Consider the following 17,032-nt stretch of genomic DNA (forward strand, 5'->3'; position numbering starts at 1 on the left):
AGGAACGACAGATGCAACGAATGATCGCACCAGAGATCTCGACATGGCCCGAGGCGGATCCCCATCTGCTCGGTAGCGTCTGCGATGACTGCGGCGCAACCGTTTTCCCGGTGCAAGAGCTCTGCCCGCGGTGCAGCGGCCCGTCCATGACCGAGACCGAGCTGCCCCGGCGAGGAACCCTGATCGCCTGGACCACCCAGGGATTCCTGCCCGGCGCGCCCTACCTCGGCGATGAGACGCCGAAGACCTTCGAGCCCTTCGGAGTCGGTCTCGTCCAGTTGGGGGACGTGATCCGGGTCGAGGGCAGACTCACCGAAAATGACCCAACCAACCTCGAATTCGGTATGGATGTCGAGCTCACGATGGTGCCGCTCGGCACCGACGCCGAGGGCACCGAGGTCCTCACCTTCGCCTTCCAGCCCGTCTGATCGACAGGAGTTCTCTCATGAATGATGTAGCCATCATCGGCGTGGGCATCCATCCCTTCGGCCGGTTCGAGGGCAAGACCGCGATGCAGATGGGCACCGATGCCATCCGCGCGGCTCTCGCCGACGCCGGGATCGAATGGAAGGACATCGAATTCGCGGTCGGCGGCAGCTGGGAGGTCGCCAATCCGGACGCGATCGTCAGCCTGATGGGATTGACCGGCATACCCTTCACCAACGTGTTCAATGCCTGCGCGACCGGCGCCAGCGCGACCGAGGCCTGCGCCGACGCGATCCGATTGGGCAAACACGACATCGGCATCGCGATCGGGCTCGACAAGCATCCCCGTGGCGCCTTCACCGTCGACCCGACCCTGGTCGGCATGCCCAAATGGTATGGCGAGAACGGCCAGTACCTGACGACCCAGTTCTTCGGCATGAAGGCGAATCGCTATCTGCACGATCATGACATCTCACCGGAGACCCTGGCCAAGGTGGCGGCCAAGAACTATCGCAACGGTGCACTGAACCCCAATGCGTTCCGCCGCAAGCCCATTCCGGAGGAGGACATCCTCAACGCACCGATGCTCAACTATCCGCTGACCCACTACATGTTCTGCGCCCCGGACGAGGGTGCGGCCGCGGTGATCATGTGCCGCGCCGACATCGCCCATCGGTTCACCCCGAAACCCGTCTATGTGCGCGCCGTGGAGGTGCGCACACGGACGTACGGCGCGTACGAGGTCAACACCACCTTCGCGCCCGTGGAGGAGGTGGCGTCCCCGTCCGTGTTCGCATCGCGAGCCGCATTCGAGTCGGCAGGCATCTCACCGGGTGAGGTCGACGTGATCCAGCTTCAGGACACCGACGCAGGCGCCGAGGTCATCCACATGGCCGAGGCAGGCTTCTGCGCCGATGGTGACCAGGAGAAGCTGATCGCCGACGGTGCCACCGAGATCGGCGGAACCATGCCGGTCAACACCGACGGCGGGCTGATCGCGAACGGCGAGCCCATCGGCGCATCTGGTCTGCGACAGCTGCACGAACTCGTCCTCCAGCTCCGCGGTACCGCGGGTGATCGCCAGGTGGCCGGAACACCGAAGGCCGGCTTCGCCCTGCTGTACGGCGCGCCGGGCACCGCCGGGGCAACCGTGGTCACCACCTGAACGCCCTCTCGCCCGGACACGACAGTGGGGCAGCCGGTGATCCACCGGCTGCCCCACTGTCATCTGGGCGCAACCGTACCGACGGGACCCCTCTGCCGTCGGTACACCTCCATCTGTCTAGCGCACGAGCTTGACCGGGACATGGTCGTAGCCGGCGACATTCTGCATGCTCACCCGCGTGCAGTTGTCGATATCGACCTCGAACTCCGGCATGAAATCGAGTATCCGCTCGAGGGCGATGGCGCTCTCCATACGCGCCAGGGCCGCACCGAGACAGCTGTGGATGCCGAGACCGAACGCGAGGTTCTGCGCTTCGGACCGGTCACGATCGATGTCGAACGTGTCGGCGTCGGTGAACGCATCCGGATCCCGGTTGGCCGAACCGAGCATCAGGAACACCGGTTTCCCAGCCGGTATCGTCACCCCGTGCAGGGTGACCTCCTTCATGGAGTACCGCACGTTGTACTGGTTCGGCGACTCGAAACGAAGCAACTCCTCGACGGCGTCGGGGATCTTGGTGCGGTCCTCCTGCAGCTTCTTCCACTGGTCGGGGAACCGTGAGAACGTCACCGGTGCACCACCGATCAGCTTGGCCACGGTCTCGGCGCCTGCGCCGCCGAGCAGCGACGCGAACATGGCGATCTCCATGTTGCTCAATGTCGGCGGTTCGTCGTCGTCGCGTTCGATCTGGGCCCGGGTCAGCTTGGTGATCATGTCGTCGCGAGGATTCTTGCGGCGATCGGCGGCGAGACCGTAATAGAACCTCGCCAGTTCGACGACGGCGTTGAACCCGACCTCGGACATCTCCATCTGCCCGACCTCGCGCTGAAGGAGGTCGTCGGTCCACAGACGCACCTGTGTCCGCGAGTCCTCCGGCACGCCGAGCATCCGAGAGATGATCTCGATCGGGAACAACGCCGAGAAGTCGTGCACCATGTCGAAGCCGTCCGGATCGACCGCGGCGAGAAAGCGATCGATCTGTTCGGCAGCCATGTCCTTCAGCTCCGCGATCGCCCGCGGTGTGAACACCTTGCTGACCAGTCGCCGCATGTGACGGTGTTCCGGTGGATCGAGCACGATGATCGACTTGTGCGGCGGGATCTTCCCCTCCCGGACCGTGGCGAGGTCGATGCCGCGCGCAGACGAGTACGTCTCGAAGTCCCGATAAGCGGGAGCCACGTCCGCATGCCTGCTCAGCGCGTAGAAGTCGTACTCCTCGCTGTGATAGACGGGCGCCTCTTCACGCATCCGGCGATAGATGTCGTAAGGGCCGTCGAAGAACTCCCGCGAGAAGGGGTCGAAGACAAGCTTCGTGTCGGTCACTGCATCCTCCTGTACGGCATGGTCCTCGCGATGTCCACCCGAGATACTGTAAGCCATACTATAGTGCATTCAAAGTACTTGTCGGGAAGTCCCCAACCTCATACAGTGACACGCGGGTCGCCTTCCCCTCGCGCGGGTCGGTTCGGCTCGCGCGGGTGGTCGACCACTCGCGTGAGGCTGGACGACCCGCGTCCCACAACAGCACCCGCCCGTGCGTCGCATGTTGCCGATCCTCATACAGTCGCATTTACAGTAAACGCATCCCGCCGTGGGCGGGCCGGTCCGCGAGCAAACGGAGAATCATGGGATACGAACAACGCAAGGTCGTCGTCGTCGGTGCCGGGTCCGGCATCGGAGCCGCCACCGCTGCTCATTTCCACAGTCGTGGCGATCATGTACTGGCGGTGGACATCAAGCCCAACGACACACCTGCGGCCGAACACCGCGAAGTGGATCTGCGCGACCTCGCCGCAGTCACCGCTCTCCTGGAATCGATGGGATCGGGCTGGGACCTGTTGGCTCACGTGGCAGGTGTCCCCGGGACCGCTCCGGACACCGATGTGCTGCGCATCAACTACCTCGGTGCCCGTCACATGATCGAGGGCATGCTCCCGCTGCTGAACCCCGGAGGCGCCATCGTCGCGGTCGCGTCCACCGCCGGCATGGGATGGACGCAACGCACGGAGCTTCTGGAAGGCCTGCTCGAGGCCGATGACGCGGACGGGGTCGACAGGTGGCTCGCCGCGCAGGAGCCCGGTTACCCGGCGTACAACACGTCGAAAGAAGCGTTGCTGATCTACGCCAAGCGCGTGTCCGGGCCGGCGTTGGCCAAATACGGAGTGCGCGTGAACACGGTGAGCCCCGGCCCGGTCGAGACCCCGATCCTCACCGACTTCGAGGAATCGATGGGCAAGGACACGCTCGAGATGGTCCGCGCGACCGTCGGACGCCACGGCAACGTCGACGACATCGTTCCGGCGATCGACTTTCTCGGCTCCCCTGACGCGCGCTGGGTGAACGGACAGAATCTCGAGGTGGACGGCGGCTTCATCGCGTCGATGATCGCCGGGGCCCCGATCCAGCTCTGAGTCGACCCGGCGCTGGGACACAGTTCGGCCCGCCGATCGTGACAGTGGTGACGATCGGCGGGTATTCGGTTGCCGTCGGGTCAGGTGAAGTCGGTGCCACCGTCGACGTTGATGTTCGCGCCGGTCATGTACGAATTGCGGCGAGAGGCCAGGAACGCCACCACCGGCCCGATCTCCTCGGGCAGGCCGACACGAGGCAGATGCGCCGGATGGCCGAAATGCTCGGTGATGGCCGACATCAGGGCATAAGGGTCCGTCGTCTCGACGCCCACCGACCGCGCCCAGGCGATCAGCGAGTCGGATGCGACGCTGCCGGGCGAGACGACGTTCACCAGGATCTCGTCCGGCGCGAGTTGCAGCGACAGATTCTTCGAGATGCTCGTCACCATCGACTTCGCCGCGGTGTACGCGGCCAACGACACCGTCTGTCGCTGGGTGGAGCTGGCGGCGAAGTTGACGATCCTGGCCCACCCCGCCTTCCGCAGCAACGGTAGCGCAGTACGCACGCAGTGGACGAGGCCGAGCACTCCGTCGTCGAATGCCACCCGCCATTGGTCGTCAGAGAGATCCTCGACGGTCCCCCGGACGTTGGGGCCGACGGCATTCACCAACACATTGAGCCCACCCCAGCGGGCATCGAGATCCGCGAACACCTGTGTCACCGCGGCATCGTCGCGTATGTCGACCACCAGTCCGACGGCGTCGGGACTTCCCCGCTGTCTCAGCTCGACGACGGTCTCGTCCAGATCCTGTTGTGTGCGTGCGAGTATCGCCACCCGGGCACCCTCGTCGGCGAAGCACCGGGCGGCGGCCCGGCCCATGCCGCGACCGCCGCCTGCCACCACCACCGTGGCGCCGTCCAATCCCAGATCCATGTGTTCTCCGGCCGGGGTGCCTAACGCATCTGGAAACGCTGTGCGCCGTCGATCCGGACCACCTCACCGTTGATGTAGGTGTTCTCCAGGAGATACTGCGCGAGACCGGCGTACTCCTCCGGCGTACCGAGACGCTTGGGGAACGGGATGCTGCCGGCGAACTTGTCCAACGCCTCGTCGCCGAGCAGCTCCAGCAGCGGAGTCCGCATGGTGCCGGGAGCGATGCTGTTGAGACGGATGGCGACCGAACTGAGATCCCTTGCCCCGGTGAGGGTCAGCGATATGACGCCTCCCTTGGCCGCGGAATATGCCGACTGTCCCATCTGGCCCTCGAAGCCGGCGATCGAGCTCGTCATCACGATCGCGCCGCGCTCGCCGTTGGCCTTCTTCTCCTGTGTCGCCAGTTTGGCGGCGGTGAGGCGGAGGACGTTGTAGGTGCCCGTCAGGTACAGCGAGATGGTGTCGGTGAATCCCTTGCTGCTGTGCGGACTCCCGTCACGATTGACGATCTTCTCCAGCACACCGATTCCACCGTGGGCGATGACGGCGTACCGCAGGGTCCCGAGTTCGTCGGCCTTGGCAAGGGCGGCGTTGACCGAGTCGTCGTCGAGTACGTCGGTGTGGACATAGAGAGCCTTGTTGCCCAGTTCGTCCGCCAGCTTCTGCGCCGGTTCGTCGTTGACGTCGGCGATGACGACCGCCGCGCCTTCGGCGTGCAGTTTCCGGACGGTTGCGGCTCCCAGGCCTCCGGCGCCACCGGTGACCAGGACCACCTCACCTTCGAATGACATGCATTTTCTCCTCAGCATCTGTTGTGATGAAAGTACTTACGCGACCACGACTTCGGTATCAGGCCCCGGTCCAGTTCGGCTTGCGCTTCTCCGCGAAGGCGATCGAGCCCTCCTGGGCATCTTTGCTGGCGAAGACCGGCACGATGGTCTCGATGAGCTTCTGCCACTTCTCGTCTTCGCTCCAGCTTCGCGACTTCGCGATGACCTCTTTCGTCGCGGCGATCGCCAGCGGACCGTTCTCGGTGATGCGCTCGGCGAGGGCGATCGCCTCGTCGAGAGCGCTGCCGTCCTCGGCGAGAACGTTGATCAGGCCGTACCGCTCCCCCTGTTCAGCGGTGAAACTGTCGCCGGTCAGCGCCAACTCGAGGGCCTTCTGATACGGAATCCGTTCGGGCAGACGGAACAGACCGCCTGCGCCGGCGACCAGACCACGCTTGACCTCCGGGATCCCGAACTTGGCCGATCGCGCCGCGACGATGAGGTCGGTCGCGAGCACGATCTCGGTTCCGCCGGCCAGGGCGTAACCTTCGACCGCGGCGATGATCGGCTTGGCGGGCGGCCGTTCGGTGAAACCCATGCCCCGGCCCTCGATGGCGACGATCTCGCCGGCCGCAAAGGCCTTCAGATCCATTCCGGCGCTGAAGTTCCCGCCCGCGCCGGTGATGATGGCCACCGACAGGCTCGGGTCCTCGTCCAACTCGTCGACAGCATCGGCGATGGCCTGACTGGTGGCACGGTTGACGGCGTTGCGTGCCTCCGGTCGATTGATCGTGATGATCAGGATGCGACCGCGACGTTCCAGCAATACCTCGTCGGACATCGTCTCCCCCTCAGCCCTCGACCTCGACGACGACCGCGCCGCCCTGACCGCCACCGGCACACATGGCCGCGACGCCGATACCGCCACCACGGCGCTTGAGCTCGTAGAGCAACGTGGTCACCATCCGCGCGCCGGATGCGGCGATCGGATGTCCCAGGCTGCAACCGCTTCCGGAGAAGTTGACCAACTCCTCGTCGATCCCGTGCTCGCGGCATGCCGCGATGGGCACCGACGCGAACGCCTCGTTGATCTCCCACAACGCGACGTCGGAGACCTTCAGTCCGGCACGCTCGAGCGCCGGTCCGATCACCTTCACGGCTCCGAGTCCGCAATCGCGGGGTGGCACGCCAACCGATGCCCACGCACGAACCGACGCCATCACGTCGAGGCCGTGTGCCGACGCGTACTCGTCATCGACGACGGTGACCGCTGCGGCCGCGTCGTTCATGCCACTGCTGTTCCCGGCCGTGATCGAGAATCCCTCGATCTCGGGATGCAGCACCGGAAGTGCCGCGAGCTTCTCCATCGACGTGCCCCGGCGCGGGAACTCGTCGACGGCGAAGTCGACCATCGAGCCGTCCGGCAGTTGCACCTTCAGCGGCAGGATCTCGTCGACGAACCTCCCCTCGTCGATCGCTGCGATGGCACGCTCATGGGAACGGACCGCCCACGCATCCATCTCCTCGCGTGTGATGCCGACCTTCTTCGCCGTGTTCCACCCGACGGTGATGGCCATGTCCAACGTTGGCGCATCCGGCGTCTCGGGGTGGCTCGGCGGAATCCAGGGCTCGGTGAAAGTCATCTCCTCGCCGGGCGCCGGTACGCGCCATTTCATCAGCGGACCGGTCGAGAGCGACTGCACGCCGCCGGCGACCACCACTTTCTCCATTCCGGAGCCGACCTGTGCGGCCGCGTTCCCGATGGCGGTCAGGCTGCCCGCGCAGTGGCGACTCACCGCCTGGCCCGGCACGTCGTCCATGCCGTTCGCCGCGGCGGCGTAGCGCGCCATGTCACCTCCGCCGTAGTTGGTCTCGGCGAAGATGATGTCGTCGACCTCGGCGGGCTCGATGCCGGAGCGACGGATGACCTCCGGCAGGATCGTCGTGGCGAGTTGTTCGGTCGGGGTGTTCACGAGCGTCCCCTTGAAGGAACGCCCGATCGCCGTACGTGCGGCGCCGACGATGACGGGTTTTGACATCAGATCTCGACCTCGGGTGGACGGGCTGTGTTCACAGCGTGATGGACATCGGGTATCAGTTCACGGCAGACAATATCATCTACCGTATGGGCAACAGTATAGGTCTTCGCGACCCCGCCGAAGCCTCGGCGGCCCCATCCGTCAGGACAGGTCGGGCTCAGGCACATGGAAATGCTCGTCGCGGAGCCGGAAGGCCTCCTTGGTGCCGTGCTCGGCACGGGTCTTGACGAAATTGAACTCACCGGGCGAGAACTGCAGGTTGGTCCCGAAGGCGTGGAACAGATAGCTGGCCACCTCCTCGCCCTGATACGCCTGACTCTGCTCGACGAGTCGAAATGCCTCCTTGGCGATCACGACGCCGTCGGCAGGCATCCTGGCCGCCTTCTCGGCCCAGTACCGCGCGCGGGCGGTCACGTCGGCCCGATCGCAGGTCTCGGTGAACACACCGAGATGGTCGACGGCAGCGGCGTCGATGATGTCGCCGGTCAGCAGCAGGCGGCGTGCCAGGACCGGCCCCAGCCGGTGGAAGAACATGTGCAGGCTGCCGAGCGCCGGCCCGAGGAACCGGGTGGCGGGCATGCCGATCCGGGTGTCGCGGGCGATCACCGAGATGTCGGTCATCAATGCCATCTCGAATCCGCCACCGAGCGCAAACCCACTGATCTCGCCGACGGTGACCTTCGGGAACCCCAGGAATTCGTGATAGAAGTCGAATGTCTTGCGGTCCACGATCAATCGTCGCCGCTGACTCGGCCTGTTCTTCGCCGGGCGACTCGCCCCCTCGGCCGACCCGTTGCCGTCGCTGCCGTACCACCCGTAGGCGTTGTTCATGTTGGCCCCGGTGCTGAACACACCGTCGGCACCGCGCAACAGGACGACGGTGATGTCGTCATCGTCGACGACCACATCGAGGCACCGGGCGACCTCGTCGCGCATCGCCTTGTCGTAGGAATTGCGCTGCCCTGGATTGTTGAAGGTGATCGTCGCGATCCGGCTGTCCTTGTCGAGATCGAACAACACCCGGTCGTCGGCGCCCTTGGCGTCGGCCATGGTGATTCCTTTCTGGTCAGGCTGTCTGGAAGATGTCGGCAAGGCCCAGTTCGGCCAGGATGCGGTCGTTGTCGGCGCCGAGGTCGGGGATCGGCCCCAACGCCACATCCCATGCCGAACTCGGCGCGGGCGGCAGCATGGTGGGCAGCACACCGACGGGCGATTCGACCTCGACCCATCGGCCGCGCGCGCTCAGCTGCGGATGGTCGACGAGTTCGGCCACCGAGTTGATCCTCGCGCAGGCGAGCCCGGCACCGAGGATGAGCTTCTCGGCCGCGGCGAAGTCGAGTTCCGAAAGACGCTCCACCACAAGCCTGTCCACTTCGTCCCGGTTCTCGACGCGCGCACCGTTGGTGGCGAAGCGAGGGTCGTCGGCGAGATCGTCGCGACCGAGCACCCGGCGCGCGAGACGCACCCACTCACGGTCGTTCTGCACACTCAGCGCGATCCGGCTGCCGTCCCCGACCGGATAGGCGTCATACGGCGCGATCGCGGGGTGACTCATCCCGGTCACCATGCGGGGCACCGAGCCATGCCTGGAGACCGTCACCGGATAGCCCATCCACTCCGCCACCGCATCGAGCATGCTGACATCGAGGACGCATCCGCGGCCGGTTCGCTCCCTTGCCAGCAATGCGGTCAGAACGGATGAGTAGGCATAGCAGCCGGCCGCGATGTCGGCGATCGCGATCCCCGGCTTGATCGGCTCATCGACCGTCCCGGTCACCGACACGACCGCCGCTTCACTCTGGATCAGCAGGTCGTAGGCGCGACGGGAGTCATACGGGCCCCCCGTCCCGTACCCAGAGATCTCACACACGATCAGTCTCTGGTGCAGCTCGGCGAGTTCGGTGGCGCCGAGGCCGAGATCGCCTGCCGCGCCGGGCGCAAGGTTGTGCAGGAACAAATCGGCGCGGGCCAGCAGAGCGTCGAGAACCCGCTTGCCAACCGTCGACTTCACATCCAGTGCAAGCGACTCCTTGGTGCGATTGAGCCAGGTGAAATGGGCGCCGAGACCACTGGCCAGCGTGTCGAAGCCGCGGGCGAAGTCACCGCCGTCCACGCGCTCGATCTTGATCACGCGAGCACCCTGATCGGCCAGATGGCGAGTGGCGAACGGTCCGGCGACGGCCTGTTCCATCGCGACCACGAGTACGCCCTCGAGGGGCCTGCGCCGCGCCGTGGCGTCGGAGCCCGCCTCGACCGTCATCGATCCTCCCCTCGCCGCCTGCCGAAATCGCGGGCGGCGAGCTGCTCGGTCGACATGGCCACCGAGTCGAGTTCGCCGGTACAGAGAACCTGGCCGTCGCGGACGAGCCTGCCCGTCGATCGCAGTCCGCGCTCGGTGACCTCGCGGGTGATGTCGAAATCCAGATCGGTGAGCAGGGGTGTCGGTCGGCGATAGGTGACGGTGAGCGAGCGGGTCTTGCCGGCACGTCCCAACGCACAGTTGTGGTGCTGGATGACGCAGTCGAAGAACGAGGCGATGACGCCCCCGTGCACGAGGCCCGGCGGTCCCTCGTAGACGACCGGAAAGGTCACGGTGCCGCGAGCGGATTCGGTCTCGATCCGGTCGAACCGGTACTCGGGGAAGTTCGGGTTGAACGAGCCGGGATCAAACGCATGGTCGAGGTAGACGCGCTGCTGGGCAGTCTGCTCGGGCCCGAACCGCGGCCGGGGATCCCGGGGCGCGGCCAGGGTCAGTTCGTCCTCCCACGATGCGAGCTGCCCGATCATCGCGTCGACCGTCGGATGCTCGTGCTCCAACGACACGAGCAGGCCCGTCAGGCGCCGCAACGCCGCCGATGCCTCGCGGGTCTGCGCGAGCGGCTCCTCACCGAAACGGAGCGCCGTGGGACGGTCGTCGATGATCCCCGCTGTCGGCGAGTGCTCGTCCTGCGCCATGTGCCCTCTTTCTCCGGCGGTACCGGTTCCGCCGGTCGCCATTCCTTGCTAACTTGGGTGAAACATTAACGGTATTGCCTACCGTATAGGTAACAGTATCTCCGCGGAAGGTGTGGTTTCAACGGTGACCGGAAACGGCGGTTCAACAGGTCAAACAGGCGACGTCGGCGTCACCAGGGACGGGGAGATCCTGCGCCTGTGCCTGGACCGCCCGGCCGCACGCAACGCGATGACGCCGACGATGGTCGAGACGATGGTCCGTGAGCTGACCGCAGCCGCGAGCGACGACTCGTTGCGCGCCGTGCACATCAGCGGGAGCGGCTCGGACTTCTGCGGCGGCGCGGATTGGGTCGCCACCAACTCCGGCGATCGTCAGCGTCCGCGCACCGGTGATCTCACCCGCCGCATCCCGCACACCGCGCATCGCGTCATCGAACTGGTCCACGACATCCAACTGCCTGTCGTGTGCTCGGTCCGCGGCTGGGCCGTCGGACTCGGGTGCAACCTGGCCCTCGCTGCGGACTTCACCGTGGCCGCCGACGACGCGGTGTTCTGGGAGCCGTTCATCGCGCGCGGCTTCAGTCCGGACTCGGGCTCCACGTGGCTTCTTCCCCGACTGGTCGGACTAGCACGAGCCCGCAAGATGCTCCTACTCGGCGACAAGGTCAGTGGTACCGACGCAGAGAACTGGGGGCTCATCCACAGCGCCGTCGCACCGGACGAGCTCGACGGGGCGGCCGACACACTGGTCCGGCGGCTCGCCGACGGTCCGACGGTCGCACTCGGTCTCGCCAAACAGGGCATCAACCACCAGCGCGGCACAATCGGCGAGGCCATGAACTCCGAGCTGAACCATCTCGAACTCGCCTGCCGTACAGGTGATTTCAAAGAAGGTCTGGCAGCCTTTCGCGAACGGAGACCACCCGGTTTCCGAGGCCGCTGAGCTCGGTGATCCGCCACTCATCAGCCCATCGCCGTCGCGACGTCGAGCGCCGGCCCCATGGACGAAGGGAAGCACGAATGTCGTTCGACACCATCAAATACGAGGTCGACGCCCACACCGCGATAGTCACCCTCAATCGACCCGACGCACTCAACGCACTGAGTCCGCACATGATCTCCGAACTGCGGTCGGCCTACGCCGAGGCCGAGAACGACGATCAGGTCTGGACGCTCATCGTGACCGGCAGCGGTCGCGCGTTCTGCACCGGCGCCGACGTCAAGGAGATCCCCGGCGACGGCAAGGTCATCAACGAACGTCCGTATCTGTCGACGTATGAGCAGTGGGAGGCACCACAGGAGGGCACTCCGCCCTTCCGCACGATGGCCAAGCCGATCATCGTGGCGATCAACGGGATCTGCTGCGGCGCGGGGCTGGACTGGGTCACCACCGGCGACATCGTCATCGCGTCCGACAAGGCGACCTTCTTCGATCCCCACGTCAGCATCGGGCTCGTGGCGGGCCGCGAGGTGGTGCGTCTCGCGAGGGTGCTGCCCCGCTCGGTGGCGCTACGGATGGCCCTGATGGGCAAGCACGAGCGGATGGGTGCCGAGCGCGCGCTCGACCTGGGGATGATCAGCGAGGTCGTCGAGCACGAGCAACTCGTCGAGCGCGCCCGGGCGATCGCCGACATCGTCAATTCCAATGCACCGCTGGCCGTTCGCGGAACCCGCATGGCCATCCTCAAGGGCCTCGACCTCCCGCTCCACGAGGCGGAGATGCTGGCAGAGTCCTTCCGCGAACGGGTCACGCGCACCGAGGATGCCCTCGAAGGCCCCCGTGCGTTTGTGGAGAAGCGTGCACCGGAATGGCAGTGCCGATGAACGTGGGATCGACGAACGGAGGCGGGTTCGAGACCATCCTGGTCGAGGTCGACGCGGACGACCATGTCGCCACGATCACGTTGAATCGTCCCGATCAGCTGAACACGTTCAATCGGACGATGTGCCAGGAACTGCAACGTGCCTGGCACACGATCAAATTCGATGATCGGGTGCACGCCGTGGTCCTCCGCGCCGCCGGGGATCGGGCCTTCAGCGCCGGCCTCGACGTCAAGTCGTCCTACGGCCAGCCGGACAACATCTGGAACCACGAGGATCCGGGCGAACTGCTCAGCCCGAAGTGGCAGAAGATGTGGAAGCCGGTCGTCTGCGCGGTCCAGGGTCTCTGCACGGCCGGTGCGCTGTACTTCGTCAACGAGTCGGATGTGGTCATCTGCTCCACGGCGGCGACGTTCTTCGACTCACACGTGACCGCGGGGTTGGTGTCGGCCCTCGAGCCCGTTGGACTGATGCGACGGATCGGACTCGGCGAGACGCTGCGAATGGCCTTGATGGGCAACGACGAACGCGTCGGCCCCGACACCGCGCTGCGCATCGGCCTGGTCTCCGAGATCACCGGCCCGGACGAACTCTGGGACCGGGCGCACGAGATCGCGGCGTCCATCGCCGACAAACCCCCGACCGCAACCCAGGGGACGGTGAAGGCCATCTGGGAGTCGCTGGACAAGCCGTACCGGGCCGCGATGGACCAGGGACTCATCTACACGCGGCTCGGCAACCCGATCGCCAAGGCAGAATTGACCACGCCGGCGCCCGGCACCGGTGCGTCCCGCCCGTCGGCCACTCCGAGGATCCGCTGATGACCGAGCCCGGACTGACCGACACCGGCACCGCGCACCGCCTCACCCGACGAATCGCGTCGGTGCTGACCCTGGAGCCCGATGCGGGAGCCATCGAGTACGACGGCCGATGGACCACGTGGGGTCAGCTCGCCGGGCTGGCCGAACGCATCAAGGACATCTGTCTCGAGACCTCGACCGGTGACGTGCCCCGTGTGGGGATCCTGCTCCGCAACCGGCCGGCCCACGTTGCCGCATTCCTCGGCGTTCTCCTCGCCGGCGGCTGTGTCGTGGTGATCAACCCGTCCCGCGGAGATGCGCGAACCCGTTCCGACATCGCCGATCTGGAGCTTCCCGTCGTGATCGGCGAAGCCGACGACCTGAGGAACCTCGTCGATCCGCAATCGACGACCACGGTGGTCACGATCACCGACATGACCATCGAACCAGAGGTCGCGTCGGCCACCGCCAACTCGCGCGGTCCCGCCCACGACGGCTCGGGCACCGCGGTCCTCATGCTGACCAGCGGCACCACCGGACCGCCCAAGCGAGTCGCCCTCACCTACGACATGCTGGCCCGCAGTGTGCTGGGAGCCGACCACCGCAGTGACGACAACCGCAGTCCCGACACCGACAGCAGCGCTCCTGCCCGGCTGAGTTCCGGAGTTGCGATCGTCAACGCTCCCCTCGTCCACATCGGTGGCGTCTTCCGGACGCTGCAGTGCATCGTCGCGGCGCGGCCCTATGTACTGCTCCCGAGGTTCGAGATCGGCTCCTGGGCCGACGCCGTGCGCCGGTATCGGCCACGTGCGGTGTCCCTCGTTCCCACAGCGGTCCGGATGGTGCTGCACTCGGACCTCACCCGAGCCGATCTCGCGAGCATCCGAGTGGTCACCTCCGGCACCGCGCCGCTGTCCGCCGAGGACGCCGATGCATTCACCGACAAGTTCGGCATACCTGTGCTCACCTCCTACGCAGCCACCGAATTCGGTGGTGGGGTTGCCGGTTGGACACTCGCGGACCATCGCGAGTTCTGGGAGGCCAAGCGCGGCAGTGTCGGCCGAGCCAATCCCGGCTCCCGGCTGCGCGTCGTCGCCGACGACGGCACCGTGCTCGGCCCGGGCGAAACCGGATTGCTCGAGGTGGTGCCAGGCCAACTCGGGCCGTCGTCGGACTGGATTCGTACCACCGACCTCGCCCGCATCGACAGCGACGGCTTCCTGTGGATCGTGGGCCGGGCGGATCAGGCCATCATCCGCGGTGGTTTCAAGGTGATCCCCGAAGACGTTCGCACCGCACTGGAGAGCCACCCGTCGGTGGAGGGCGCGTCGGTTGTCGGCCGCCCCGACGACCGGCTCGGCGCGACGCCTGTCGCGATGGTCGAACTCCGCAGCGGCGAGGCCGTCACGGATGGCGAACTGGCAGAGTATCTGTCCGATCGCCTGGCGCGCTACGAGATCCCCACCGCGATCGTCATCGTCGACGCCATCCCGCGCACGCCCTCCGGCAAGGCGGATCTCACCGCCGTCCGGAGCCGACTGGAAAGTGGTGAGTGACGCCATGATCGACGAAACCGGGCGAACCATCGCGACTTTGATCCGCGAACATGCGTTCCGACGCCCCGACCAGCCCATGGTCATCGACCCGGTCAACCGGGTGAGTTACGGTGAACTCGATCGCACCACCCGGGCTCTCGCCGCCGGATTCGCCGAAGCCGGGATCGGTCCCGGCGTGCGTGTGGGTCTGATCATGCCCAACAGTGCGCGATGGGTCCAGATTGCCCTGGCACTGACCCGGATCGGTGCCGTGCTGGTGCCTTTCAGCACTCTGCTGGCGGCCCGCGAACTCCGCGCTCAGCTCGAGGTCTCCGCCGTCTCCCACCTGATCACGACCGAGGAGTTCCGGGGACACCGCTACCTCGACGACCTCGCCGGCACCCTCGGACGTGACGCGATCACCTCGGGCGAGCTCATCGATCCGGGCCTGCCCGCCCTGCGCCACATCTGGACCGTCGACGACGTTCTCGCAGCGGGCCGTTCACCCGACACCGAGAAGGTGGTCGATGCACTGTCCGATTCGGTCACCCCGGGCGACCCGATGATCATCATCTTCACTTCCGGCAGCAGTGGAATACCCAAGGGGGTCATCCATTCCCACGGTGGCGCGCTCGGCGCAGTCGCCGCCGGGCTGGCCGCCCGGTGCATCAACTCGGACACCCGGCTCTACCTCCCGATGCCGTTCTTCTGGGTCGGCGGGTTCGGCGCCGGGATTCTCTCCGCCCTGCTGGCCGGTGCAACACTGGTCACCGAGGAGATCCCTCGCCCCGAGACGACGCTGAGACTCCTCGAACGTGAACGCGTCACCCTCTTCCGCGGCTGGCCCGACCAGGCGGCGGCACTGGCCCGGCACTCCGGGACGGTCGGCGCCGACCTCTCGTCGTTGCAGGTGGGTAGTCTCGACGCCCTCCTGGCGCCCGAACTCCGCGCCGAGCGCGGCGCACGCGCCAATCTGTTCGGCATGACCGAGTCGTTCGGCCCGTACTGCGGGTACCCCGCCGACCGGGACATGCCTCGCGCGGCGTGGGGAAGCTGCGGAAAGCCCTTCGACGGCATGGACGTTCGGATCGCCGACCCGGAGACCGGCGCTCCGCTGCCCACCGGCGCCACCGGGGAGATCCAGCTGCGTGGGCCACACATCCTGCTCGGTATCTGCCGCCGCACGCGTGAGGACGTCTTCACCGCCGACGGTTTCTACGCGACCGGAGATCTCGGCCACCTCGACGACGGCGGGTTCCTCTTCTATCACGGCAGATCCGACGACATGATCAAGGTCAGCGGGGCCACCGTCTACCCGAGCGAGGTGCAGTCCGCACTGAAAGCCGTCGACGGCGTCGACAACGCCTTCGTGACCCACGTCGACGGCGAGGCCGGTCCTCGGGTCGCAGCAGCGGTGGTGTGCCGATCCTCGATGACGGAGGACGAGCTGCGGTCGGCGGCCCGGAACATGCTGAGCTCGTTCAAGATACCGTCGGTGTGGCTTCTGCTCGACTCCGACGACCCGATCCCGCGAGGCGGCACCGGGAAAGTCGACGCCCGGGGGCTACGAGAGTTGCTCACTCGCGCCCATACCGCCACCGGCGATCGGCAACCAGCGGCTGCCGGCGCACCGACACGGATCGGTGACCGATGAGCCTCGCAACACCGGAAGACATGTCGCACCACACCGGGGCCTCGAACGCGGCCGAGCCATCACCGATTCGAGAACTGTTCGCACACATCGGATTCGGCGAACCGATCCGGGACGGCGACGAACTCGTGGTCGAACTGCCTGCTGCGCCTCACGTGGTGAACACACGCGGCGGCATCCAAGGCGGGTTGATCGCAACCCTCATCGACGTCGTGGCGGGCATGCACGCGCTCGAGGACTGCCCGCCCGGCATCGGTGTGGTCACGTCGGACATGAACATCCGCTACCTGCGCGCGGTCACGACGGGCGTCGCCAGCGCACGATCCCGGATCGTCCATTCCGGACGACGTTCGGTCATCGTGCAGGTCGACGTGTACGCCACGGAGTCAGATGAGTTGGCGGTGATGGCCACCGCCAATTTCGCCAAGACGCCGCGTACCGACCGCTGACTCAGATCCGGTAGTCGCGGAGTAGTCCTTTGCTGATGATTTGTTTCTGGATTTCGCTTGTGCCTTCGCCGATGAGGAGGAAGGGGGCTTCGCGCATCAGTCGTTCGATCTCGAATTCTTTCGAGTAGCCGTAGC

General features: G+C 66.2%; 18 protein-coding genes. 9 read left to right on the plus strand and 9 right to left on the minus strand.

From position 1 onward, the window contains the following. Positions 1-11: 11 nt before the first annotated feature. Both IDF66_RS07195 and IDF66_RS07200 read left to right on the plus strand, forming a co-directional pair. A complete protein-coding gene (locus IDF66_RS07195; protein WP_190266201.1) occupies positions 12-428 on the plus strand; it encodes a Zn-ribbon domain-containing OB-fold protein in 417 nt (138 codons plus the stop codon). A gap of 17 nt (positions 429-445) precedes the next feature. Then, positions 446-1,591, plus strand: coding sequence for a thiolase family protein (locus IDF66_RS07200; protein WP_190266202.1), 1,146 nt, complete (start codon positions 446-448; stop codon positions 1,589-1,591). A 117-nt stretch (positions 1,592-1,708) separates the two neighbouring features. Here IDF66_RS07200 and IDF66_RS07205 read toward each other — a convergent pair whose 3' ends face one another. Further along, a complete protein-coding gene (locus tag IDF66_RS07205; RefSeq protein ID WP_190266203.1) occupies positions 1,709-2,914 on the minus strand; it encodes a cytochrome P450 in 1,206 nt (401 codons plus the stop codon). Positions 2,915-3,216: 302 nt separating this feature from the next. Here IDF66_RS07205 and IDF66_RS07210 point away from each other — a divergent pair, with 302 nt between their 5' ends. Next, a complete protein-coding gene (locus tag IDF66_RS07210; protein ID WP_190266204.1) occupies positions 3,217-4,002 on the plus strand; it encodes a coniferyl-alcohol dehydrogenase in 786 nt (261 codons plus the stop codon). An 80-nt stretch (positions 4,003-4,082) separates the two neighbouring features. Here the strand turns inward: IDF66_RS07210 and IDF66_RS07215 are convergent, their stop codons facing one another. The 7 genes from IDF66_RS07215 to IDF66_RS07245 form a co-directional block, all read right to left on the minus strand. Next, positions 4,083-4,877, minus strand: a complete 795-nt coding sequence (locus IDF66_RS07215; RefSeq protein ID WP_190266205.1) for an SDR family NAD(P)-dependent oxidoreductase — start codon at positions 4,875-4,877, stop codon at positions 4,083-4,085. 20 nt (positions 4,878-4,897) lie between these two features. Beyond that, the gene (locus IDF66_RS07220) at positions 4,898-5,668 is read right to left on the minus strand and encodes an SDR family NAD(P)-dependent oxidoreductase (protein WP_164310640.1); all 771 of its coding nucleotides are present in this window, start codon (positions 5,666-5,668) and stop codon (positions 4,898-4,900) included. Positions 5,669-5,726: 58 nt separating this feature from the next. Further along, the gene (locus IDF66_RS07225) at positions 5,727-6,488 is read right to left on the minus strand and encodes a crotonase/enoyl-CoA hydratase family protein (protein ID WP_190266206.1); all 762 of its coding nucleotides are present in this window, start codon (positions 6,486-6,488) and stop codon (positions 5,727-5,729) included. Positions 6,489-6,498: 10 nt separating this feature from the next. Continuing rightward, complete coding sequence (locus tag IDF66_RS07230; protein ID WP_190266207.1) at positions 6,499-7,686, minus strand: thiolase family protein; 1,188 nt, start codon at positions 7,684-7,686, stop codon at positions 6,499-6,501. A 141-nt stretch (positions 7,687-7,827) separates the two neighbouring features. Next, a complete protein-coding gene (locus tag IDF66_RS07235; protein ID WP_190266208.1) occupies positions 7,828-8,736 on the minus strand; it encodes an enoyl-CoA hydratase/isomerase family protein in 909 nt (302 codons plus the stop codon). A 16-nt stretch (positions 8,737-8,752) separates the two neighbouring features. After that, entirely contained in the window at positions 8,753-9,946 is a 1,194-nt protein-coding gene (locus IDF66_RS07240; RefSeq protein WP_190266209.1) for a CaiB/BaiF CoA transferase family protein, read from the minus strand. Further along, on the minus strand, positions 9,943-10,641 hold the full coding sequence (locus IDF66_RS07245) for a PaaI family thioesterase (protein ID WP_190266210.1): 699 nt from the start codon (positions 10,639-10,641) through the stop codon (positions 9,943-9,945). The genes IDF66_RS07240 and IDF66_RS07245 overlap by 4 nt, the downstream gene beginning before the upstream one ends. Positions 10,642-10,765: 124 nt before the next feature. Between IDF66_RS07245 and IDF66_RS07250 the strand changes: the two genes are divergently transcribed. The 6 genes from IDF66_RS07250 (at position 10,766) to IDF66_RS07275 (ending at position 16,897) form a co-directional block, all read left to right on the plus strand. After that, complete coding sequence (locus tag IDF66_RS07250; protein WP_164310634.1) at positions 10,766-11,584, plus strand: enoyl-CoA hydratase/isomerase family protein; 819 nt, start codon at positions 10,766-10,768, stop codon at positions 11,582-11,584. Positions 11,585-11,661: 77 nt separating this feature from the next. Further along, positions 11,662-12,465, plus strand: coding sequence for an enoyl-CoA hydratase/isomerase family protein (locus tag IDF66_RS07255; RefSeq protein WP_190266211.1), 804 nt, complete (start codon positions 11,662-11,664; stop codon positions 12,463-12,465). After that, a complete protein-coding gene (locus tag IDF66_RS07260) occupies positions 12,450-13,283 on the plus strand; it encodes an enoyl-CoA hydratase/isomerase family protein (RefSeq protein ID WP_190266212.1) in 834 nt (277 codons plus the stop codon). Before IDF66_RS07255 ends, IDF66_RS07260 begins: the two co-directional genes overlap by 16 nt. After that, positions 13,283-14,818 (plus strand): class I adenylate-forming enzyme family protein, encoded by a 1,536-nt coding sequence (locus IDF66_RS07265; RefSeq protein ID WP_190266213.1) that lies wholly within the window; start codon positions 13,283-13,285, stop codon positions 14,816-14,818. The genes IDF66_RS07260 and IDF66_RS07265 overlap by 1 nt, the downstream gene beginning before the upstream one ends. A 4-nt stretch (positions 14,819-14,822) precedes the next feature. After that, a complete protein-coding gene (locus tag IDF66_RS07270) occupies positions 14,823-16,451 on the plus strand; it encodes a class I adenylate-forming enzyme family protein (RefSeq protein WP_190266214.1) in 1,629 nt (542 codons plus the stop codon). After that, positions 16,448-16,897, plus strand: coding sequence for a PaaI family thioesterase (locus IDF66_RS07275; protein WP_203589432.1), 450 nt, complete (start codon positions 16,448-16,450; stop codon positions 16,895-16,897). The genes IDF66_RS07270 and IDF66_RS07275 overlap by 4 nt, the downstream gene beginning before the upstream one ends. A 1-nt stretch (position 16,898) precedes the next feature. On the opposite strand, the gene IDF66_RS07280 is transcribed toward IDF66_RS07275, so the two are convergent. Beyond that, positions 16,899-17,032, minus strand: a 134-nt coding sequence (locus tag IDF66_RS07280) for an acyl-CoA dehydrogenase family protein (protein ID WP_190266215.1), incomplete at its 5' end; no start/stop codon positions are given.

Origin of the sequence: Gordonia hankookensis (assembly GCF_014673215.1) — a bacterium.
Taxonomy (GTDB): domain Bacteria; phylum Actinomycetota; class Actinomycetes; order Mycobacteriales; family Mycobacteriaceae; genus Gordonia; species Gordonia hankookensis.